The 22,818-nt window shown below is 58.3% G+C and carries 17 protein-coding genes; all 17 read left to right on the top strand.

The annotated features are described in order from the left end of the window. The first annotated feature begins 180 nt into the window (after positions 1-180). On the top strand, positions 181-1,290 hold the full coding sequence (locus tag RDU76_02735; protein ID MDQ7797846.1) for a DegT/DnrJ/EryC1/StrS family aminotransferase: 1,110 nt from the start codon (positions 181-183) through the stop codon (positions 1,288-1,290). 539 nt (positions 1,291-1,829) lie between these two features. Further along, on the top strand, positions 1,830-2,975 hold the full coding sequence (locus RDU76_02730; GenBank protein MDQ7797845.1) for a glycosyltransferase: 1,146 nt from the start codon (positions 1,830-1,832) through the stop codon (positions 2,973-2,975). A gap of 1,086 nt (positions 2,976-4,061) precedes the next feature. After that, positions 4,062-5,156 carry a 6-phosphofructokinase gene (locus RDU76_02725; GenBank protein ID MDQ7797844.1) on the top strand — a complete coding sequence of 365 codons (1,095 nt, stop codon included), beginning with the start codon at positions 4,062-4,064 and terminating at the stop codon, positions 5,154-5,156. A 147-nt stretch (positions 5,157-5,303) separates the two neighbouring features. Next, complete coding sequence (locus RDU76_02720) at positions 5,304-6,380, top strand: hypothetical protein (GenBank protein ID MDQ7797843.1); 1,077 nt, start codon at positions 5,304-5,306, stop codon at positions 6,378-6,380. Between the two features lie 23 nt (positions 6,381-6,403). Next, positions 6,404-7,807 carry a glucose-6-phosphate isomerase gene (locus tag RDU76_02715; GenBank protein ID MDQ7797842.1) on the top strand — a complete coding sequence of 468 codons (1,404 nt, stop codon included), beginning with the start codon at positions 6,404-6,406 and terminating at the stop codon, positions 7,805-7,807. A 67-nt stretch (positions 7,808-7,874) separates the two neighbouring features. After that, the gene (locus RDU76_02710) at positions 7,875-9,266 is read left to right on the top strand and encodes a tetratricopeptide repeat protein (protein MDQ7797841.1); all 1,392 of its coding nucleotides are present in this window, start codon (positions 7,875-7,877) and stop codon (positions 9,264-9,266) included. Between the two features lie 59 nt (positions 9,267-9,325). Continuing rightward, positions 9,326-10,837: a D-alanyl-D-alanine carboxypeptidase/D-alanyl-D-alanine-endopeptidase gene (gene dacB, locus RDU76_02705; GenBank protein ID MDQ7797840.1), complete on the top strand. Its 1,512-nt coding sequence runs from the start codon at positions 9,326-9,328 to the stop codon at positions 10,835-10,837. A 35-nt stretch (positions 10,838-10,872) separates the two neighbouring features. Next, positions 10,873-12,267 (top strand): diguanylate cyclase, encoded by a 1,395-nt coding sequence (locus RDU76_02700; protein ID MDQ7797839.1) that lies wholly within the window; start codon positions 10,873-10,875, stop codon positions 12,265-12,267. Positions 12,268-12,349: 82 nt separating this feature from the next. Further along, positions 12,350-15,262 (top strand): PAS domain S-box protein, encoded by a 2,913-nt coding sequence (locus RDU76_02695; protein MDQ7797838.1) that lies wholly within the window; start codon positions 12,350-12,352, stop codon positions 15,260-15,262. 98 nt (positions 15,263-15,360) lie between these two features. Next, entirely contained in the window at positions 15,361-15,744 is a 384-nt protein-coding gene (locus RDU76_02690) for a response regulator (GenBank protein MDQ7797837.1), read from the top strand. A gap of 216 nt (positions 15,745-15,960) precedes the next feature. Continuing rightward, positions 15,961-17,061 carry a glycine cleavage system aminomethyltransferase GcvT gene (gene gcvT, locus RDU76_02685; GenBank protein MDQ7797836.1) on the top strand — a complete coding sequence of 367 codons (1,101 nt, stop codon included), beginning with the start codon at positions 15,961-15,963 and terminating at the stop codon, positions 17,059-17,061. Positions 17,062-17,106: 45 nt separating this feature from the next. Beyond that, complete coding sequence (locus tag RDU76_02680; GenBank protein ID MDQ7797835.1) at positions 17,107-18,159, top strand: hypothetical protein; 1,053 nt, start codon at positions 17,107-17,109, stop codon at positions 18,157-18,159. Between the two features lie 28 nt (positions 18,160-18,187). Beyond that, entirely contained in the window at positions 18,188-18,574 is a 387-nt protein-coding gene (gcvH, locus tag RDU76_02675) for a glycine cleavage system protein GcvH (protein ID MDQ7797834.1), read from the top strand. Positions 18,575-18,639: 65 nt separating this feature from the next. Continuing rightward, complete coding sequence (gene gcvPA / locus RDU76_02670; protein ID MDQ7797833.1) at positions 18,640-19,956, top strand: aminomethyl-transferring glycine dehydrogenase subunit GcvPA; 1,317 nt, start codon at positions 18,640-18,642, stop codon at positions 19,954-19,956. 58 nt (positions 19,957-20,014) lie between these two features. Beyond that, positions 20,015-21,043, top strand: a complete 1,029-nt coding sequence (locus RDU76_02665) for an MraY family glycosyltransferase (GenBank protein ID MDQ7797832.1) — start codon at positions 20,015-20,017, stop codon at positions 21,041-21,043. 19 nt (positions 21,044-21,062) lie between these two features. Next, entirely contained in the window at positions 21,063-22,061 is a 999-nt protein-coding gene (gene dusB / locus RDU76_02660; GenBank protein ID MDQ7797831.1) for a tRNA dihydrouridine synthase DusB, read from the top strand. Further along, positions 22,054-22,758: a CPBP family intramembrane glutamic endopeptidase gene (locus RDU76_02655; GenBank protein MDQ7797830.1), complete on the top strand. Its 705-nt coding sequence runs from the start codon at positions 22,054-22,056 to the stop codon at positions 22,756-22,758. The genes dusB and RDU76_02655 overlap by 8 nt, the downstream gene beginning before the upstream one ends. Positions 22,759-22,818 lie beyond the last annotated feature (60 nt).

Below are 22,818 nucleotides of genomic sequence, written 5' to 3'. Positions count from 1 at the left end.
GTGAGCTTTGTGCGCTTTGCGGTTCAAGAACCCCGGGGACTGCCCACTAAAAAACACTAAATTATCTAAAAAGATGTTTCGTGTGGTTTAGTGTATTTGGTGGGCTGGTCTCCGTGTCTCTGTGGTTAAAATAAGTCACTGGCCCACTGCGGACCAAAAACAATATTGAATGGAAAACATATGATCAAGCTGGCCCATCCCGACATCGGTTCAAGAGAGATCGCCGCCGTGGCCAGGGTGCTCCGGTCCGGCACCCTGAGCCTGGGCCCGGAGGTCCTGAAATTCGAGCGGGCCTTCGCCCAATACATCGGCCGCCGGCACGCCCTGGCGGTATCCTCCGGCACGGCCGGGCTGCACCTGATCACCCGGGCCATGGGCCTTAAGCCGGGGGACGAGGTGATCACCCCGCCCTACTCCTTCGCCGCCTCGGTCAACTGCATCCTGTACCAGGGGGCCCGGCCGGTGTTTGTCGACATCGATCCCCGGACCCTGAACCTCGACCCCCAAAAGATCGAACCGGCCATCACCCGGCGCACCAAAGCCGTCCTGGCGGTGGACGTCTTCGGCCTGCCGGCCGATTATAAAAGGATCCAGGCCCTCTGTAAAAAGCACCGGCTGGCATTGATCGAGGATTCCTGCGAGGCCCTGGGGGCGGTGTGTCAGGGAAAGAGGGCCGGCAGTTTCGGGCTGGCCGCGGTCTTCGGGTTCTATCCCAACAAGCAGATCACCACCGGCGAGGGCGGGATGGTGCTGACCGACGATGATCGGCTGGCCGAGGCCATGCGCAGCCTCCGCAACCAGGGCCGCCATTCCATGGGCGGCTGGCTGGCCCATCACGACCTGGGCTACAACTACCGGATGGCGGACATCAACGCCGCATTGGGCCGGGTCCAGCTGTCCCGTATCGGCGGCATCCTGGCCCGGCGGAAAAAGGCGGCCCAAAATTACCAGAAGTTATTTGCCCAGCGCCTGCCGGAGTTCACGGTGCTGAAAGATTTTCCGGGAATGACCCGCAGCTGGTTCGTGTTCGCGGTGCTGGTGCCGCCGGCCCTGAAGGGGGGGAGGCGCGATCTTTTGATCCAGGGCCTGCAGGCGGCCGGCATCCAGTGCGCCCACTATTTCCCGGCCCTGCACCTCCAGCCCTATCTGAAAAAAGAGCTGAAGCACAAAAGGGGCGATTTCCCGGTAACCGAGGACATAGCCGACCGCAGTTTCGCCATACCGTTCCATCACAAGCTCACCCGGCGGGACCAGGAGAGGGTGGTGGAGGCCATCAGACGGATCATCTGACCAAATGGGACGCTGATTTACGCAGATTCACACGGATCTTTACTGAATAACTAACAACCAATAACCAATAACTAAATTGTCTTTGTGTGCTTTGTGTACTTTGTGGTTCAAAAGCCCCGGGGGATAGGGGACGGACCCCACCCTGCCCTCCCCGCAGCGGAGAGGGAATATGGTTTTCTTTGTGTTCTTTGTGCCCTTTGTGGTGAAAGGTACCCCGGGGACCAATGGAACACAGATTCAACGGATATATACGGATGCACACAGATCTTTTCCGAACAACTAACAACCAATAACCAATAACTAAATTGTCTTGGTGTTCTTTGTGCACTTTGTGGTGAAAGGTACCCCGGGGACCAATAGAACACGGATTTAACGGATCTATACGCTTGCCCGCCTATATGGACCACTTGCTAATGGCGGGGATGCACACGGATCTTTTCCGAACAACTAACAACCAATAACTATTAACTAAATTGTCTTGGTGTCTTAGTGGTCAGGGTCCCTAAAAAACAACAATCATCAACCAACAGCGGCAGACAATGAAACGGATACTGATAATCTCGGCCTCGGCCGGCTCCGGCCACACCACCGCCGCCCGGGCCATCCAACAGTGGCTGGAGACGGTCCAGCGCTATCCCGATGAGTTCCAGGTGAGCCACATAGACATCCTGCAGTTCTCCACCATGCTCTACAAGAAGGTCTACCGGGACGTCTATCTGTACCTGGCCAGCAAGCAGCCCCTGCTGTACGGCTATATCTTCACCACCTCCGACCGGCTGAAGCGGGAGAAGAAGCCGGACTTTCTGCGCCGCTTCATGGACAACATCAACGCCCTCAAATTCAACAGCTTCATCCAGGATACGCCCTGGGACGTGATCGTCACCACCCACTTTTTATCCTCCCAGCTGCTGGCCGAGCTGAAGCGGAAGAAGAAGATCTTCTGCCCCCTGGTGACGGTGGTCACCGATTACGGGCTTCACTCCTACTGGATCAACCAGGAATGCGACTATTACATTGTGGCCAATTCGGCCAGCCAGCACCACCTGGGGGCCATGGGCATCAGGCCGGAGCGGATCCATGATTTCGGCATTCCGGTGCTGCCGGTCTTCTCCCAGAAAAAAAGCCTGGCGGAACTGAAAAAGGGGCTGGGCCTGGCGCCGGCCCTGCCGGCCGTTTTGCTGCTGTCGGGAGGCTTCGGGGTGGGCCCCATCGAGCATATCGTGGCCGACCTGGTCCGGGTACGGAGAAAATTCCAGCTGCTGGCCATCACCGGGCACAACCGCAAGATGCTGCAGAAGCTCCAGGCCCTGGCCCCGACCCTGCCTTTTCCCCTCCTGCCGGTGGGGTACACCGACCGGATGGACCAGTACATGGCGGCCTGCGACCTGGTGATCAGCAAGCCCGGCGGACTGACCACCGCCGAGGCCATGTCCCAGGGACTGCCGATGATAGTGATCAACCCCATACCGGGGCAGGAGGACATGAACAGCGACATGCTGCTGGAGGGCGGGGCGGGGGTCAAGGCCATGCATCCGGTGGATGTCAGCTACAAGCTGGAGATGGTGCTGGGCACCCCGGGGCGCCTGCAGCAGATGAAGCGGGCGGCCAAAAAGCTGGCCCAGCCCAGGGCCGGGCATATGACGGCGGATTTCATCGCCCGGCTGGCCCGGGAGCAGAACTTTTAGGGGGCGGACCCTCAAAGCTAAAAAGGTAAGCAGACCGCAGGTGGACAGCATTAAGCTTAAAGTTCAAAGTTAAAAGTTGAAAGAGTAAAGGTCTGTCACACTGAGAAGGCTGGCTTGCCTGGCGGGTTGAATGTGTGAGTGGGGACCAATAGCACACAGATTAACACGGATCGGTACGGATGCACACAGATCTTTACTGAACAACTAAAGTTAAAAGCCTGTCACACTGAGAAGGCTGGCCTGCCACCTACCCCTGAAAAGCCGGGGGTGAATGTCGTTCACGGGAGAACGGGATCCCGGTGATAGCCCCACTTTCTCTTTGAAGAGAAAGTGGCAAAGAGAACCCGTCGCTGCACCTCTGCCCGGTGGCCACAGACCGGCGGCCTAAATTTGACGAACTCGCTGCGCTCAGACAGCGCCAAATTATATACGGCCGCCTTCGCCCGGCAGCAGAGCTGATGCGACAAGGGACCGGGACGCAGTTCCAAGCCTGTCACACTGAGAAGGCTGGCTTGCCTGGCAAGTTGAATGTGTGAGCATACGTCAGTTGAGAGTCTACAGCTTACAGGGGACGGACCCCTCCCTACCCTCCCCGAAGCGGAGAGGGAATATGATTTTCTTTATCCGATAGCTAGCAAAAGAAATCTTTGTGCCTTGGTGTCTTTGTGGCAAAAGGACGGGGGACCAATGGAACACGGATTTAACGGATCTATACGCTTGCCCGCCTATATGGACCACTTGCTAATGGCGGGGATGCACACGGATTTTTCCGAACAACTAACAACCAATAACTATTAACTAAATTGTCTTTGTGTTTTCTGTGTATTCTGTGGTTAAACCAGTAGTAAAGTAATAAAGATTTCGTGTATTTTTGTGTGTTTCGTGGGGAAAGGTTCCCGGGGGACCAAAGGAACACAGATTCAACGGATCTATACGCTTGCCCGCCTATATGGACCACTTGCTAATGGCGGGGATGCACACGGATCTTTTCCGATCAACTAACAACCAATAACTATTAACTAAATTGTCTTGGTGTGCCTTGGTGTCTTTGTGGTTAACTGTCAATCAAACGATTGGAAAAATATCATGAACAAGATCAAACGCATCGGGCTGCTGACCGCCGGGGGCGACTGCCCCGGTTTAAATGCGGTGATCCGGGCGGTCACCAAGGCCGCGGTCAACGATTATAACATGGAGGTGATCGGGATCGAGGACGGCTATGCCGGGCTGATCGAGGGGCGGTTCCACCAGCTCAAATGGAACGACGTCTCCGGCATCCTGCACACCGGCGGGACCATTCTGGGCACCTCCAACCGGGACAATCCCTTCAAATATCCGGTGCATAAGCCGAACGGCGATCTGGAGTTCATAGACGTTTTCGACCGGGTGGCCGGAAACATCAACAAGCTCCACATAGAGGCCGTCATCGCGGTGGGCGGGGACGGCACCATGGCCATCACCTCCCAGATGATGGAGCGGGGCATCAAGGTGGTGGGGGTGCCCAAGACCATCGACAACGACCTGGCCGCCACCGACGTCACCTTCGGCTTCGACACCGCCCTGGTCACCGCCACCGAGGCCCTGGACAAGCTGCACACCACCGCCATGTCCCACCACCGGGTGATGATCATGGAGACCATGGGGCGCTACGCCGGGTGGATCGCCCTGTACTCCGGGGTGGCCGGGGGCGGCGACATCATCCTGATCCCGGAGATACCGTTCAAGCTGGACAGCATCTGCCGCGCCGTGCAGGAGCGGGGCAGCAAGGGCAAGCGCTTCTCCATCATCGTGGCGGCCGAGGGGGCCAAGCCGGAGGGCGGCCAGATGGTGGTCCAGAGGATCATCAAGGAGTCCACCGACCAGCTGAGGCTGGGCGGCATCGGCCAGCAGCTGGCGGAGCAGATAGAGGACCGGACCGGCATCGAGTGCCGGGTGACGGTGCTGGGGCACCTGCAGCGGGGCGGCAGCCCCTCGGCCTTCGACCGGATACTGGGCACCCGCTTCGGAGTCAAGGCGGTGGAGCTGGCGGCGGCCGGGCAGTTCGGACGGATGGTGGCCCTCAAGGGGCTCAATGTGGAATCGGTGCCGCTGCAGGAGGCGGTGGGCAGTTTAAGGCTGGTCAGTCCGGACTCCGAGGTCATCAAGGCCGCCCGCTCGGTGGGGGTCAGCTTCGGGAACTGAGGGACCGACCCCTCCCGGTATTCCCTCCCCCGGCGGGAGAGGGATGGTTTGATGATAGTAATGTATTCATGGCCGGCGATCGTTGGCGTAAAAAAAATTATGATAATTTAAAACGAGTGTCCTATGGCCCGATCGGTAAAAATTATTATGGCATTGGCAATCGTTTTTGCCGGTCCGGCCCGGGCGGCCGACAGCGGGGGATCATACGATCACCTCCTGGTCCTGCCCTTCCAGCATAATTACTACCAGCCGATAGAGGCTGAAGGATTGGGGCGGGGCAAGGGCCTGGATTTTGCCCGGGGGGCGGCGGCCCTGTTCGGCAATCCGGCCCGGATCACGGGGCCGGGCCGGTATCAGCTGATGCTGTCGGCCTCCGATCTCTCCGGAGGGCGCAGCTCATTGTCGGTATCCACCGAAAACTCCCCGGCCCTGCCTTCGTCCGCCGCCGTCAGGTTAAAATGGAGGGCCAACGATCTGGTCCTGGGCTGGCGGCGGGCCATGGATGCGGAGCTGAGCTTCCCCGATATGCTGGATCCGGAGATAATCGACCGGGCCGGATTGTCACTGGATCAATACGCCGCCGGCTGGTCGCTGTCGGCCATCAAACATTTTACCCTGGGGATCTCCCTCAGCCTGGCCAGTTTTGATTTCAAATGGGACGGCCCGGCCGGGCCGCTGGCCGAGGGGCGGGGCACGGCTCCCGGCTTTACGGCCGGGATCTCGGCCGACCTGGGCCAGGACCTCTGCTTCTCGGCCGGCTTCAGGAGCAAGTCGCAATTATCCTGCTATACCACCTTCTACGGGGATTCTACGGAGGATCGGCTGAAGCTGGCCGGGGCCATTCCCCCTGTCGGCTGGCTGAGCATCGCCTACGCCCCGGAGCCGGGCTTTGAGACCCAGGCCGGGATGGAGCTGACCGGCTGGCACCTGGTGTCGTCGGGATACCTGGAGCAGGCGGATTATCACCTGGGCTGCCGGATCGAACTGATCGGGGGCCGGCTGGATGTCCTGGCCGGAAGCTACAGCCTGCGGCATCCCCTGGACCCTTTCCTGCGGCGCTACGACCCCCACCTCCAGGACCTGTATTTCTTAAGCGGAGGGCTGGCCTTCCGCCACGGCCCCTTGAGGCTGGTCTGTTCCGGGGCCTCCAGCCGGCCGCTTTCCGGCCAGGGCCTGAACCAAAATATCATATCGGCCGGGCTTGAATATCAGGCCCAGCCGTGATATAAATGAACAGGAGGATCGCCATGAACCACCGCATAAGGTTCGATTTCAACAATCTGATGGCCGACCGGCTGGGCAATTACGGCCTCAGCCCGGCCGAACTGGAGGCGGCCGGAAGAATTGCGGCCCAAGCCAGCCAATGGTTCTACGCCAAGCGCCAGGCCGGGAAGATGGATTTCTTCGACCTGCCGGCCACCGACCGGCATCTAAAAGCCAGCCTGAAGCTGGCGGCAAAATATAAGGGAAAGCATGACGACCTGGTGGTGCTGGGGATAGGAGGCTCGGCCCTGGGCACCAGCGCCATCCATGCGGCCCTCAATCCCGCCACCCATAACCTGCAGGACAAAAAGGACCGCCGGGGGCGGCCCCGGCTGTGGGTGCTGGACAACGTGGACCCGGAGAAGCTGAAGGCGGTGCTGGCCCTGCTGAAGGCCAAAAGGACCCTGGTCAACCTGATCAGCAAGTCCGGCACCACCGCCGAGACCAGCGCCCAGTTCCTGTGGATCAGGCAATGGCTGATCAAAGGCCTGGGGAAGAGCTGGTCTAAGAACCTGGTGGTCACCACCGACCCGGCCGGCGGGATCATGCGGCAGATCGTGGACCGGGAGAAGCTGTCCAGCCTGGAGGTGCCCCCGGGGGTGGGCGGGCGGTTCTCGGTGCTGACGGCGGTGGGGCTGTTCCCCCTGGCAATGGTCGGGGCGGACATAAAGTCCCTGCTGGCGGGGGCCGAACAGATGCGGAAGATGACCCTGGATGAGAACCCCTGGAAGAACCCGGCCCGGCTGTACGCCCTAAGCCAGTATCTGCTTTACCAAAAAGGATACCGGATCAATGTGATGATGCCCTATTGCGACAGCCTGTACCCCCTGGCCGACTGGTTCCGCCAGCTGTGGGCCGAGAGCCTGGGCAAGAGGGTGGACGACCAGAACCGGGTGGTGGAGACCGGGCCCACCCCCATCAAGGCCCTGGGGGCCACCGACCAGCACTCCCAGCTGCAGCTGTACATCGAAGGGCCCCGGGACAAGGTGATCACATTTATGAGGGTGGAGAAATTCCGCAGCGACATAACCATCCCCCGGGCCTATCCCGGGATCGGCGACATCTCCTACCTGGGCGGCAAGAGCTTCGGGCAGCTGCTGAATGCCGAGGCCCTGGCCACCGCCCTGGCCCTGTCCAAGAACGGCCGGCCCAACTGCAGCTTCATCATCCCGGAGACAGGCCCCCGGACGGTGGGCCAGCTGGTGTTCCTGCTGGAGACCGCCACCGCCTACGCCGGCGGACTGTTCGGAATAAACCCCATGGACCAGCCGGGGGTGGAGGAGGGCAAGCGCTACGCCTACGGCCTGATGGGCAAGGCGGGGTTCGCCAACCGCAAGGCCGAGGCGGAGAAGTTCCAGGCGGGAAGCCAGAATAAATACATCGTATAATGGCCGGCGATCCCCCCCGGCCGGAAAAACAATCACCCTGAACGGAGACCGCCGCCATCGGAAGGACATGAAAGGAACGGCCAGAAAGGAACATAGGATCGAACCCCTGAGGGCGGTCCATATCCTGCATAACCGGGCCCAGGTCCTGGGGCTGATCGGCCGGAACCAGCAGGCCCTGCAGGACCTGGAGCGCGGCCTGGCCCTGGCCCGGGAATTTCATGACCTGAAAGCCCAGGCCGAATGCCTGCTGCAGCTCAGCCAGTCCCAGGCAGTGCTCAACCGCTACCAGGAAATGGAAAGCTATGCCAGAATGTCCCTGGAGCTCGAGCGGAACAGCGGCAACCAAAGCGGGATGGCGGCCTGCCTGAACAATATCGCCATGTCGATGGCCTACCGCGGTCAGCACCTGGCGGCCCTGGAGTCTCTATTCCAAGCCATGGAGCTGCACCGCAACATCGACGACCCCAACGGCCTGTCCTACACCCTGGGAAACATTGGCTTTGTAAAAGGGCTGATCGGCGAGAACCGGCAGGCGCTGGACCACCATAGGCAGGCGCTGGAACTGCGGCGCCGGTTGGGCGATCGCAGGGGCGAAGCCACCACCCTGGACAATATCGGGGCCTCCCTTTTCCGGCTGGGGGACAAGGGATCGGCGCTGGACCACTTCAACCAGTCGCTGGCGATCCGGCTGGAAATAGGCGACCGCACCGGCCAGGCCACCTGCCTGAACAACATCGGCTACGTCCATTCGCTGTTCGGCGACTACCGGCGCACCCTGGAATGCTACGAGAGGTCCCTGAAGATCCGCCAGGAGACCGGCGACCAGCTGGGCTACGCCCTGATCCTGCAGAACTCGGCCATACTGCAGGCCCAGCTCGGCGACCACCGGCTGGCCCAGGCCCAGACCGAACAGGCCCTGGATATCCGGCGACAGCTGGGCGACCGCTCCGGGCAGGCATACAGCCAGGTGGCGCTGGCCCGCATCCTGATGGAAACCGGCGACAGGGAGCGGGCCCGGAAACTGCTGGAGGCCGCGGCAGAAACGGCCGCAGCCATAGAAGAGAATGAGATCCTGTTCCGGGTGGCCATCAACCTGGCGGACATGGCCCTGGTCGAACAGCTTACAAGCAGGGCCGAGGAGCATTTGTCGCGGGCAGTTGAGCTGTCCGCAAAAATGGGATCGAAGCAGGGGCATATCCAGACGGTCCTGCTGCAGGCCAGGATCGACAGCGCCCTGGGAAGACATGATGCCGCCGGTAATGGCTTCCGTGAAGCCATAAACAATTATCAGGACTTGAAGCAACCGTTTGAGGTTGCCAAGGCCTGTCATTATTACGGGAAAGCGCTCGAATCCCAGGGCCGGCCGGAACAGGCCGGGGAGTACTCGGACCGGGCCAGGGAGATATTCCGCGAGATGGGGGCCCGGGGCTGGCTGAGGAAGGCCGGCGATAAACAATGACCAGATCTGCGAACAATCATGTCCTGCTTGGGAGAAATAAAAACAACAGTGGCCTGAAGATGAACATCAAAAGAAGCCGTTTCAAAACGCACTGCCGGACAATATTTTTGGTCCTATCGCTGGCCTCTGGGGCGGGCTGCGGAGGCGGGCGGGCCCTGGTCCCGCCGCCGCCGCCCCTTACCATCGCGGCCGACAGCTTCCAGATCAAAAGGGAGGCCCTGGGCCGGGCCATCGATTCCATTCTGTCCGACAGCCTGCTGTTCCAGGCCAACCGGGCGGTCTATATAATATCATTGGATTCGAACCGGGAGATATATTCCCTCAACCGTTCCAGCCTGATGGTGCCGGCCTCGGTCAACAAGCTGTTCGTCACCGCGGCGGCCTACCGCCAGCTGGGCATCAACCACCGCTTCCGCACCGCGGTCCACGGCGACAGCATCGACGCTCTGGGAAGGATAAGGGGCGACCTGTATCTGAAGGGCTTGGGCGACCCGGAGCTGAAGGTCGCCGACCTGGAGGCCCTGGCCTACCGCCTGAGGGCCATGGGGCTGAAACAGGTGGGCGGTGACCTTGTGGCCGATGCCGGCTATTTCGACACCACCAGCTTCGGCTACGGCTGGATGTGGGACGAGGGTCCCTATGCCTACAATGCCCCGGTATCGGCCCTGTCCCTGAACCGCAACACCTTCGAGATAGGGCTGCGTCCCGGGGGCCGGCCGGGCCGGAGGCCGCGGGCCGAGCTCAATCCCCGAACGGCCTACCTGTCCATTGAAAACAGGGCCACCACCGTAAAGGCCGGCAGCCAGGCCAGGATCAGGGCCGACCGTTCTTTCACCGGAGCCGGCGATCTGGTCAGCATCACCGGGACCATGGCGGCCGACCAGGGCATCAGCTACCTGGTCCGGACGGTCACCAATCCCGCCCTTTACTGCGGCACGGTCTTCCGGGAGGCATTGGCCGCCAACGGCATCAGGATAGCCGGGACGGTCAGGGTCGGCGCCACCCCTCCGGAAAAGCCGGAGCTGAGCTGGCATGCCTCGCCGCCCCTGTACCAGATAATCCGCCACATGAACAAGGAGAGCGACAACTTCACCGCCGAGATGATCTTTCGCTGGCTGGGCAACGGCCAGGATTCGATCACCCCTGACCCGGCAAAGAACAACCGGTTGACGGAGATGCTGAAAGAAATGGGCTTCGACCAGGAAAGCTTCCGGATGGCCGACGGCTCGGGGCTGTCGCGCTACAACCTGTGCACCGCCGAGCAGCTGGTGGCGGTGCTATCGGAAGCCTACCACGACCCGGCCCTCCGGCCGGAGCTGCTGTCCTCGCTGCCCATCGCCGGGGCCGACGGCACCCTGGCCCGGCGGCTGATGGAGGACCAGCATAAGGGGATCATCCGGGCCAAGACCGGGACCCTGACGGGAGTATCCTCGCTGGCGGGATTCGTGACCGGCCCCGGCGGCCAAACATACTGTTTTGCCATCATGTTCAACAATTACACCTCCCGGGCCAACCAGGTCCGGGCCCTGCAGGATTCCATCGTGGCCCGGCTGGCCAGGGCGGCGCCCTGAATCGGTGATTTTACAATGAAATAAAAGGAGGCCTCATGGACTGCGATAAAAGATACAGCGCCTTCAGTATGATATTATACGGCCTGATCGGGACGGCGGTTTTCTGGATAGCGGACACCTTCATCGACACCTACCTGTTCCGGGAGGGAGACCTGATCCAGCAGGTGCTGCACCCCGAGCCGATGGAGATATATTTTCGGGGGGCCATCGGGGCGCTGTTCGTCATATTCGGGATACTGGGCCAGCGGCTTTTGAACCAGCGGAGGAAGGCCGAATGCCTGCTGGAGCAGACCAACCGGGAACTGGAGCAAACAATTTCGCAGCGGACCGGTCAGCTGCAGGAGGTGAATCAAAAGCTCAAGGACGAGCTGGAGGACCGGAGCCGGAACGACGAGAGGATCAACTACCTGAGCTTTCACGACAAGCTGACCGGGCTGTACAACCGGGCCTTCTTCGAGGAGGAGCTGGCCCGGCTGGACGACGAGAGGTTTTTGCCCATCAGCCTGATCATCGGGGACGTCAACGGGCTGAAGCTGATCAACGACGCCTTCGGGCACCAGCAGGGTGACAAGTTCCTGGTCCGGACCGCCGAGATCATCAAAAAACAGTGCCGCAAGAGCGACGTGGTGGCCCGCTGGGGGGGCGACGAGTTCGCGGTGCTGCTGCCCAAGACCGGGGCCGAGACCGCCATCCGGATATGCGAAAAGATAAGGCAGTCCTGCAGCCGGAGCCCCAAGAAACCCATCCAGCTGAGCGTGGCCCTGGGCACCGCCACCAAGCAGGACAAGAACCAGGACATCGACCGGGTGCTGAAAAAAGCCGAGGACTGGATGTACCAGTACAAGATGATGGAGGGCAAGACCGTCCGCAGCCGGATCCTGAGCTCCCTGGAGAAGACCCTGTGGGAGTCGGCCTACGAGACCGAGGAGCACACCAAGCACCTGCAGAAATACCTGCTGAAGATGGCCCTGGAACTGAAGCTGCCGGACTCCGAGATAGACGACCTGATGCTGCTGGCCTCCTTTCATGACGTGGGGAAGATCGCCATATCCAACGCCATCCTCTCCAAGCCCGGCAAGCTGAATCCCAAGGAATGGGAGGCGGCCAAAAAGCATTCCGAGATCGGCTACCGGATCGCCCTGGCCACCCCGGAGATAACGGCGGTGGCCGACCAGATCCTGCACCACCACGAATGGTGGGACGGCACCGGCTACCCCCGGGGGCTCAGGGGCGAGAAGATCCCCCTGGCCTCGCGGCTGCTGAGCATAGCCGACGCCTACGATGTCAAGCGGAACATCCGCCCCTATAAAACGGCCAAGACCAGGACCCAGGCCCTGAGGGAGATCGGCGAGGCCGCCGGCAGACAGTTCGATCCCCGGCTGATAAAATTGTTCCTCAAGCTGGAGTCGTCGGAAAAGGGCCGGGGCTGAAGCCAATCCCGGCCAAAAGTCCCGGTACCGGGGCGGCCCGGCGGTGCCCCGGGCGAACCTTATAAGAATGGCGGAGCGATTTATGGAAAGACTTAAGGACACCATCAGATCGGCCTGGCAGCCCCTGCTGATATTCTTACTGCTGTCACTGAGCATAATGGCGGCCGGCTGGCTGTATTCTTCCTATCATCTCCGGGACCACCGGAAGGAAATAGAGCGGGACCTGGAGTCGGTGGCCAGCCTCAAGGAGAAACAGATCGACAGCTGGCTGACCGAACGGATGTCCGACGCCCAGAACATAATAGACAACCCCTACATAGGCCAAAGGGTGGGGCAGCTTTTCCGGGAGCCCTACTCCGAAAATATCGGGCTGGACCGGCTCAAATGGATGCGCTCCCTGCAGGATCTTAAGCAGTACCAGAACGTTCTGCTGCTGGATGTCAGGGGTCGACTGAGAATGCAGACCGGGAAAACGGTGCATGAGATAGGTTCGAAAACCGGCGTCTTGGTCAGTAATGTGGCGGCCACCGGCCAGGCCAGTTTCAGCGATTTTTATTACTGTGCCGAATGCCGGACGGTGCACCTGGACGTTTTTGCCCCGGTGATCCATTACAACCGCCAACGGGATTCGGTGGTGGGGGTGATCATCCTGCGGATCGAACCCCAGAACCTGCTGTACCCCCTGATCCAGCAGTGGCCGGTGCCCAGCCAAAGCGCCGAGACCTACCTGGTCAGAAGGGACAACGGAGAGGTGCTGTACCTCACCGAGCTGAGGTTCCAAAAGGGCTCGTCCGCCAAATTAAGGCAACCTTTGAGCCGGAAGGAGCTTCCCGAGGTGATGGCCATCGCCGGCAGCACCGGTAATGTTACGGCGGTGGATTACCGCGGCAAAAAAGTATACGCCTATCTTCACAATATGCCGTCCACCCCCTGGTATATCATCGCCAAGACCGACCGGCGTGAGGCCGAGGCCATCGCTCATGTCCATATCTGGTTCATCGTATTCATCGTGATAGCATTGATCATCGCCGCCGGGGGGATAATAGGATTCCTGTGGAACCGCCAGCAGAGGGGCTATTTTGAAAAACAGCTGGAGCAGGAGCGGGAGCGGCAGGCCCTGTCCAAGCATTACGAATATCTCACCAAATACGCCAATGACATCATCCTGCTGCTGGACGAGGACCTGAACATCCGGGAGGCCAACGACAAGGCGGTGGCCGTCTACGGCTATTCCCGGGAGCAGATGCTGGCCCTGGACATCCACCGCCTGAGAAAATCGGACTCCCAGCCCTCGGTGGACGACCAGTACCGCAAGGCGGTGGACGAGAACGGCCTGCTGTTCGAGACCGTCCACCAGCGCAGTGACGGCTCCGCCTTCCCGGCGGAGGTCAGCGCCAGAATGATCGAGGTGGAGGGGAAGAAATATTTCCAGACCATCGCCCGGGACATCACCGAGAGGAAGCGCGACCAGAAGGTGCTGCAGTCCCAGAAGGAGGAGCTGGAGGCGGCCAACCAGGAACTGCTGCTGGCCAACCGGAAGCTGCTATCCTCCGAGCAGGAGCTCCGGCAGGCCGACGAGGATCTACGGAACCAGCTGGCGGCGGTCCAGGAGAGCCGGGACGCCCTGGAGAGAAGCCAGGCCTCGCTGAAACAGATGGAGGAGATGTTCGACCAGTTCCTCAATTACAGCCCGGTCTACGTGTTCTTCAAGGACGAAAACGCAAGGCCCCTCAGGCTGAGCAGGAACTACCAGCAGCTGCTGGGCCGGCCGCTGGAGGAACTGCTGGGCCGGACCATGGACGAGCTGTTCCCCTCGGAACTGGCCCGAAGCATGGTGGAGGACGACCAGAGGATCCTGCGGGAGGGCCAGGTGATCGAGGTGGATGAGGAGTTCAACGGCCGGCATTACCGGACCATCAAATTCCCCATCCTGCAGGAGGGAAAGCCCCGGATGCTGGCCGGGTTCACCCTGGACATCACCGAACGGCGCAAGGCGGAGCAGAGCCTGCGGGAGCTGAACCAGCGCTTTGAGTACGTGCTGGGCGCCACCAGGACCGGTTTTGACATCATCGACAAGGATTACAACGTGATCTATGTCGACCCCTCCTGGAAAAAGGCCTACGGAGAGGCGGCCGGAAAGAAGTGTCACCGCTATTTCATGAACCAGAACTCGGTCTGCTCCAGCTGCGGGATCAAAACCGCCCTGGAACTGAAACAGGTGGTGGTGACCCAGGAGTTCCTGAAACTGGAGAACCGATGGGTGGAGGTCCACACCATCCCCTTCCAGGACGCTTCGGGGGCCTGGCTGGCGGCCGAGTTCAACATCGACATCACCGAGCATAAAAAATCCCAGGAAAACATGACCGCGGCGCTCAAGGAGAAGGAGGTGCTGCTGCGGGAGGTGCACCACCGGGTCAAGAACAACCTGCAGGTGATATCCAGCCTGCTGAACCTGCAGTCGGGATACATAACCGACCAGCGGTCGCGGGAGCTTTTCAAGGAGTGCCAGACCCGGGTGCGCTCCATGTCCCTGATCCACGAAAGGCTATATCAGGCGGAGTCCCTGTCCCGCCTGAGCTTCTCCGGCTACGCCCGGGCCCTGGTGGAGGACCTGTTCCACAGCTACGGCCTTGACCGGGAGAAGGTGTCCTATTCCCTGGATATCATCGATAGGCCGATGAAGATAGATACCGCCATCCCCTGCGGGCTGATAGTCAATGAACTGGTCTCCAACAGCCTGAAATACGCCTTCCCCAGTTACCAACAGATAGGGCGGCAGGGCCTGATCAAGATCGCCCTGGTGGGCGAGGACGACGGCAACCTGATTCTGAGCGTAAGAGACAACGGGATCGGCCTGCCGCAGGGCTTTGACATCGAAAAGGTGGGATCGCTGGGGCTTCAGCTGGTGGCCACCCTGGTCCAGCAATTGGACGGGAAGCTGGAGATAAAAAATGAGGATGGGGCCTGGTTCAGTATGATCTTTAGGGCCGAATAACCAGCTTCGCCGAAAGAATTTATTTGGCTAAAAAATGCTTAACTTTTAATATGAAATCGGTTATAATTACAGTGTTTTATTGGAAGGGGCGATGAACCATGGACTGTAGGCCCGAAAGCGGGCATAAGATACTGGTGGCCGACGATGACAGCAATATGCTGTTCATGGTCTCCGAGATATTGGCCCGGCAGGGCTATGAGGTCTTTCAGGCGGTCAACGGCGACCAGGCCCTCAAGGACGCCCGGTCCCTTCTTCCCGACCTGATGGTGCTGGATATAATGATGCCGGTGATAGACGGGATCGAGGTGTGCCGCAGGGTGAAGGCCGACCCGGAGACCCGCGACATCAAAGTGATAATGCTTACCGCCAAGACCAGCGGCAGGGACCTGGAGGCCGGCCTGGCCGCCGGGGCCGATCATTACATGACCAAGCCTTTTAAAATTGCCGAGCTTTCGGGAAAGATAAAAGAGCTGCTGGGATAACAGGTTTTATTTGACAAAAACGCATTAATTGTATTGGCATAACGGTATGGTCATCCATGGCCATTGATGGTTTACCAGCGATATCATTAATGGTATCGCCGGATATTCATCAAGGCCAGCTTGGGCTGGCCTCCCAAGCAGAGTAGTAAAGCCAAATTGTCAAATGGGTTGGTATTCGTTCATTAAATCCGCAATATATTTCTTAACAGGAGAAAAATGGAAAAGAGAACGCCCTTCTACGATCAACATGTGGCTGCCGGCGGCAAGATGGTCCCCTTTGCCGGCTTTTTGATGCCGGTGCAGTATGTGGGGATAATGGAGGAACACCGCCATGTCCGGTCCAAGGTCGGTCTGTTCGATGTCTCCCACATGGGGGAGATCGAAGTACGGGGGCCGGAGGCCCTGAAGTTCGTCTCCTACGTTACGGTCAACGACCCGGCGGCCCTGGAAATTGACCAGGTGCAGTACTCGGCCATGTGCTATCCGGATGGCGGCATTGTGGACGATCTGCTGGTCTACCGTTTTCCCGACCATTATTTTCTGGTGGTCAACGCCTCCAACCTGGACAAGGATTTCGCCTGGCTGCAGGAGCAGGCCAAGAAATTCAACGTCAGTCTGAAGAACACCAGCGACGATATCGCCCAGCTGGCCCTGCAGGGGCCGCAAGCCGAACCTTTGCTGCAAAAGATCTGCGACCTGAAGCTGTCGGACATGAAATTCTACTGGTTCAAGGTGGGCAAAGTTGACGGGGTGGAGATGATCGTCTCCCGCACCGGCTATACCGGCGAGGACGGGTTTGAACTGTATTTCGGCAAAAAATACGCCGGGCAGATATGGGAGGCTTTATTCAAGGCCGGTAAAGAATTCGACCTCAAGCCCAGCGGCCTGGGGGCCAGGGATTCATTAAGATTGGAAATGAAATACTGTCTGTACGGCAACGATATCGACCAGACCACCTCTCCGCTGGAGGCGGGCCTGGGCTGGATCACCAAGCTGAAAAAGGAAGGCGATTTTATCGGCAAGGATGTCCTGTTAAAACAGAAGGCCGAGGGCGTCAAGCGAAAATTGGTGGGTTTCGAGGTGGAGGGCAACGCCTTTCCCCGCCAGCATTACAAGGTATTCAGGGACGGCTCCCAGGTGGGCGAGGTGGTCAGCGGGGTGTTCTCGCCGTCGGTATCCAAGGGCATCGGCACCGCTTACGTCCAGAGCGAATTCGCCAAGACCGGCACCGAGCTGCAGGTGGAGATCCGCGGGAAAATGATCCCGGCCAAGGTGGCCGAGACCCCGTTCTGGAAGCACAGCTCGATAAAGAAATAACCTGATAAAACAGTGCCCGCAATTTATGTGGGAGAGTATGGTTGTATGAGTAGTTTTAAGCTTATTGTTTTATCTTGCTTAATATTAGTAAGTTGTAACTCCAAACCGAGACAACCGAGTCCCAAAATTCCGAATGAAATCAAAGTCAATACAGTCGGTTTGAAGAAAAAATTAATATTCAACGATTGTGTTAGGGGGACAATAAAGAATATCCAAAAAATTGAATGGAGAGGTAATAAATATTTTGCTGTAATAGGGCAAACCGGGATTTGGTTTCTAACACCAAAAGATTATCAAGTTATAAGAAAAATCGAATATACAGACGCTAAGGGGGAAACCATATGGTTTGGTTTATCACCTTATTTAATTGATCTAAATAATGATGGTGAATTTGAAATTGTTCAAAGAGGTGGCGGATATGGTGTTATCGGTCTGTTGGACAATAATGGGAAAAGGATTTGGGAGTTCAAACCCAATTTACTTGTGCACCCATATAAAATGGCAGTCGAAGATTTAAATAATGATAAGGTGTATGAATTTTATGTTGCCGATGACGGTTATTTATATTGTTTAAACGAGAGGGGTAAAGTTGTTTGGAAAAAACCTGGTCGCTATTCGGATATTCACCCAATAACATTAAATGACAAACGACTTGTCATTACTTCATCAAAAGATACATTTAAAATATGGGATATAAATGGCAATCAAATTCAAAAAATTCGTGTTAATGCATGGATATTAGAATTTGATGTTATTGATAATGCCGGGAAAACATACTTAATACGCGTCTATGATGACAAGCTAAAAATATTTAATTTAACCGGCACTAAACTATTTGAAGACGAACTGCCTGTTGGATTGGGTTATCACGGGCCACGAGGCATTATTATTGATTCTAAGAATAATAAGGAAAAATTGTTGGCCGTTGTAACACGATCCTCGACCGCAACCGGGAAAGCATTACTAAGTATTTATGATCTTTCTGATTGGAAATTGGTATATCAAGAAGTATTGGGAACAACCGAAGGCATTAATGTAAATGAAGGCAGATTATTATTGGGCGATGGTAAAAACAAATTGTGGGAATATTATTTTTAATTTAAAATATAAATAAATTGGAGGAACCATGAACTTTCCCAAGGACCTCAAGTACACCGCCAGCCACGAGTGGGCCCGGATCGAGGGCGACACCGCCACCGTCGGCATCACCGATTTCGCCCAGGGCGAGCTGGGGGATATCGTCTTCGTGGAGATGCCGGCCGTCGGCTCCAAGGTGGAGATGGCCAAGCCCTTCGGCACGGTGGAGGCGGTCAAGGCGGTGTCCGACCTGAACGCCCCGTTGTCCGGCGAGGTGGCCGCGATCAACGGCGACCTGGAAGGCACCCCCGACCTGGTCAACAAGGATGCCTACGGCCGGGGCTGGATGGTCAAGATCAAATTATCCGATATCTCCCAGGCCGGGAAACTGATGGATGCCGAGGCTTACGAAAAGATGGAGAAGCACGGACATTAATCATGAGCAAGGGGCCCGGTAGGGTTCAAGAGGTAAAAGAAGTTCAAAAAGTTTGAAAGAGAATTATGCCGTATATTGCCAATACCCCGGAAAACATTCAGGATATGCTGGCCCGGATCGGGGTCAAGGATTTCAATGAATTGATAGCGGACATCCCGCGGGACATTCTTTTAAAATCCAAACTGGATCTGCCGGCCCCGCTGTCCGAGATGGAGGCGGTCCGTGAGATCACCGGGATCTCCAAGATCAACAGGCCGGCCGGGGAGATGATATCCTTCCTGGGCGGGGGGGCTTACGATCATTATATTCCGGCCGCGGTGGACCACATCCTGTCCCGGCCGGAGTTCTATACCGCCTATACCCCCTATCAGGCCGAGGTCAGCCAGGGCACCCTCCAGGTGATATGGGAGTTCCAAAGCCTGATAGCGGCCCTGACGGGTATGGATGTGGCCAACGCCTCGATGTACGACGGGGCCACCGCCCTGACCGAGGCCGGGCTGATGGCCTGCAGCCACACCAAACGCAAAAAACTGATCATTTCCAGCACCGTCCACCCGGATTACCGCGAAGTGCTGAAAACCTACTGCCGGGGATTGAACATAGAAATAGCCGAGATCCCCTGGAAGGACGGGGTCACCAGCCTGGAGGAATTGGAAAGAACCATCGACGATAAAACCGCGGCCGTCCTGATCCAGCATCCCAATTTCCTGGGCGCACTGGAACCGGTCGAGGAAATATCGGACATTGCCCATAAGAAAGGCGCGCTATTGGTGGTCTCGGCCGACCCGATATCGCTGGGAATTTTAAAAGCCCCCGGCAGCTATGGCGCCGATATCGTCACCGGCGAGGGGCAGCCGTTGGGGATTCCCATGGGGCTGGGCGGCCCCTACCTGGGGCTGCTGGCCGCCAAGAATTCCCTGCTGAGACTGATGCCGGGAAGGATCGTGGGCCTGACCAACGACAGCCAGGGCCGGGAAGGGCTGGTGCTGACCATGCAGGCCAGGGAACAGCATATCCGCCGGGAAAAAGCTTCCTCCAATATCTGCTCCAACCAGGCCCTGTGCGCCCTGGCGGCCACCGTCTACCTGTCACTGATGGGGCGCGACGGCATCAAACAGGCGGCCGAACTCTGCCTTCAGAAAAGCCATTACCTGGCGGAGCAGCTGGGGCCGGCTTTTAAGGCGCCGTTCTTCAAGGAATTCGTATACAAGACCAACCGGCCGGCTCCTCAGGTTCTGGCAGAACTTAGGCAGAAGGGCATCCTGGCCGGGCTGGATCTGGGACGGTTCTTTAAACAACTGGAGGGCCATCTTCTGATCTCGGTCACCGAGAAGAGGACCAAGGACGAACTGGACCTTCTGATCCGGGAGCTCTCGAAATAAAAATAAATCCGGCCGCCGTCATCGAATGAGGGCGGCTTCTAAATCTAAAGGGACCGCATTGCATTATCTGACAGCATTTTTCATAGCCGCCGTATTGAGCCTGCTGCTGACGCCGCTGGCCCTGTACGTTTCGGTCAAAGGCAAGGTGTTCGACCGGCCCGGCCTGAGAAAGATACACCAAAAGGCCATGCCCTGCCTGGGGGGGGCGGCCGTGGCAGCCGCGGTGCTGATCACCATCTGGCTGATAAAATCACTTTGGCCCGGCATCTTCCACGGATGGGCCGGGAAGTTCGCCACCATAACCCTCGGGGGCCTGCTGATCCTGGGGGTGGGGTTATATGATGACCTGAAAAACGCCTCGGTGGGCCTGCGGCTGGTCTTTCAGTTTGCCGCCGCCGGCATTCTTATAGCCGGGGGCTTCTGCGTGACCCTCCTGCCCAGCCCGCTGGGGGGCGTCTTCGAGCTGGGCCTTTTCAGCATACCGTTCACGGCCCTATGGATCGTGTTCATGATCAACGCCATCAATTTCATCGACGGGCTGGACGGGCTGGCGGCCGGCATCGCTATAATCGTGGCCGCCACCATCTTTGTCTCGGCCGAGGCCTCCGGGGAGGGGCTGATCGGCCTGCTGGCGATAGTCACCGTCGGCGCCCTGCTGGGCTTCCTGCCGTTCAATTTCCATCCGGCCCGCATCTTCCTGGGGGATTCGGGGGCCACCTTCATCGGATTCATCCTGGCGGCCATGACCACCCTGGGGACCATGAAAAGCATAGCCACGGTGGCCCTGCTGATACCCATAGCCGCCCTGGGGGTGCCCATCGTGGACACCTTCAGCGCCGTTTTGCGCCGCACCTGGCGGGGCCAGATGTTCTACCGGGCCGACAAGGAACACGTCCACCACACATTGCTGACCATCGGCTTCAGCCACCAGGGGGCGGTGATGTTCCTGTACGGCATAACGGTTTTTCTGGCTATCCTGGCCATGCTGCTGTCGCTGGCCGACCGGCGGCTGGTATCGATATTGGTCGGGCTGTTTTTGATACTGGCCTGGATATTCTTCAATAAATGGCAAAAGGGCAGGGATTAATTTTTAGCGGTAAATATAATTGGCCAAAACATTCGATCCAAATATTCTAAAGGGCCGGGCGGTGTTGGCCCCCATGGCGGGCATTACCGATTCGGCCTTTCGTCTTATCTGCCGCCGCCACGGCGCCGCCCTGGTGTATTCCGAGATGATCTCGGCCGAGGCCCTGTCCCGCGGGCATTCCAAGACCATCAGGATGTTATCATTCCGGGAGGAGGAGCGGCCCATCGCCGTCCAGCTTTTCGGCACCCGCCCTTTGGCCTTTGCCGAATCGGTGGAGCGGCTGGAAAGGGACATTCAGCCGGATTACTACGATCTCAACTTCGGCTGCCCGGCCCCCAAGATAGTCAAGAACGGCGGCGGGTCGGCCCTGCTTAAATTTCCGGAAAAGATAGCCCAGATAGCCAGGGCGGTGATCAGTGTCGCCCAACGACCGGTGCTGGCCAAGATCCGCAGCGGCTGGGAGGTGGGATCGGAGAACGCTTTGGAGGTGGCCAAACTTCTGGAACAATGCGGTATCGCTGCCATTGCCGTCCACGGCCGGACCAGGAGCCAGATGTTCTCCGGCCAGGCCGACTGGACCATCATCACAAAAATAAAACAGCAGGCAAAGATACCGGTGATCGGCAACGGCGATATAACCTCGGGAGCCGACGCCCGGAGGATGATCGAACAGACCGGATGCGACCTGGTGATGGTGGGCCGGGCGGCGCTGGGGAACCCCTTTTTGTTTGCCGAGATCAATGCCGCTTTGAATTCGGAATTCCAAATCCCAAATTCAAAATTACAAATTGCAAACTGGCAGGAGAGGATGCGGGTGGTCCAAGAACATATAAAAATGTCGGTGGCCGACAAGGGGGAGCTCCGCGGCATCCGGGAGATGCGAAAGCATCTGGGTTGGTATATCAAAGGGATCCCCGGGGCGGCGGCCCTGCGGCAGGAATTGATGCATGCCGGGACCGAGGCCGAGGTGCTGAAGCTTTTGGAGAATATCGTCCCTGAAAAGGCGACCGATGAATAAGGCCCTAACGGTTAAAAACAAAAAGGACCTGTCCCTTTTGCTGGCGGTCCTCACCCTGACCCCGGCCCTGGTGAACTGGCTGGCCCTGTGGCTGCTGAACGACGCCTGGCTGGCCATCATCCTCTCCTCGGTGGTGTTTTACGGCGGGGCCTTCTGGCAGGTCAAAGCCTACGGGCTGGAGGAAAGGGCAAAACTGCCGGCAGGCAAGATGATCAAAAGCCTGGGGCTGGGGCTGATCTCGGCCGGGACGGTGGCGGTGCTCAGCATTTGGGCAGGGAACTTCTATTTCGGTAAAGCGATCCCGGACAATATGCTTAAATTGTGTTCCCAAAAACTCTATCAAAGCAATGCTTTTCCGGCCGGACTCCTCCAGTTCTTCATTTTCGTGGCGGTGATACTGCCGGTGGGTGAGGAACTTTACTGGCGGGCCGGACTTCAGGGCCTCTTGGCCCGGCGGGCCGGTTTCAAGCGGCATATTCTGATATCGGCCCTGCTGTTCACCGTATATCATCTGGTGACCATAAGCTTTTTGATGCCGGGATGGACCGGGCTGCCACTGGTGGCGATTGTATTTGCCGGGGGGCTGACCCTGGCCTGGCTGACCGAGCATACCGGGAACATCTGGGCGGCGGTGCTGTGCCACGGACCGGGGGCCTGGGGGGCCACCATCTATCTTATCTGGAAATTTCTAAAATGAAACTGAAGATGCAAAAAGGGAGAGCCGCAGCTCTCCCTTTTTTTATTGTTTGCCGGATGG

This window comes from Candidatus Edwardsbacteria bacterium (assembly GCA_031082425.1).
GTDB lineage: Bacteria > Edwardsbacteria > AC1 > AC1 > EtOH8 > UBA2226.
Note: the sequence above shows the minus strand (reverse complement) of the source record. Positions and strands in the feature narration are given on the sequence as shown.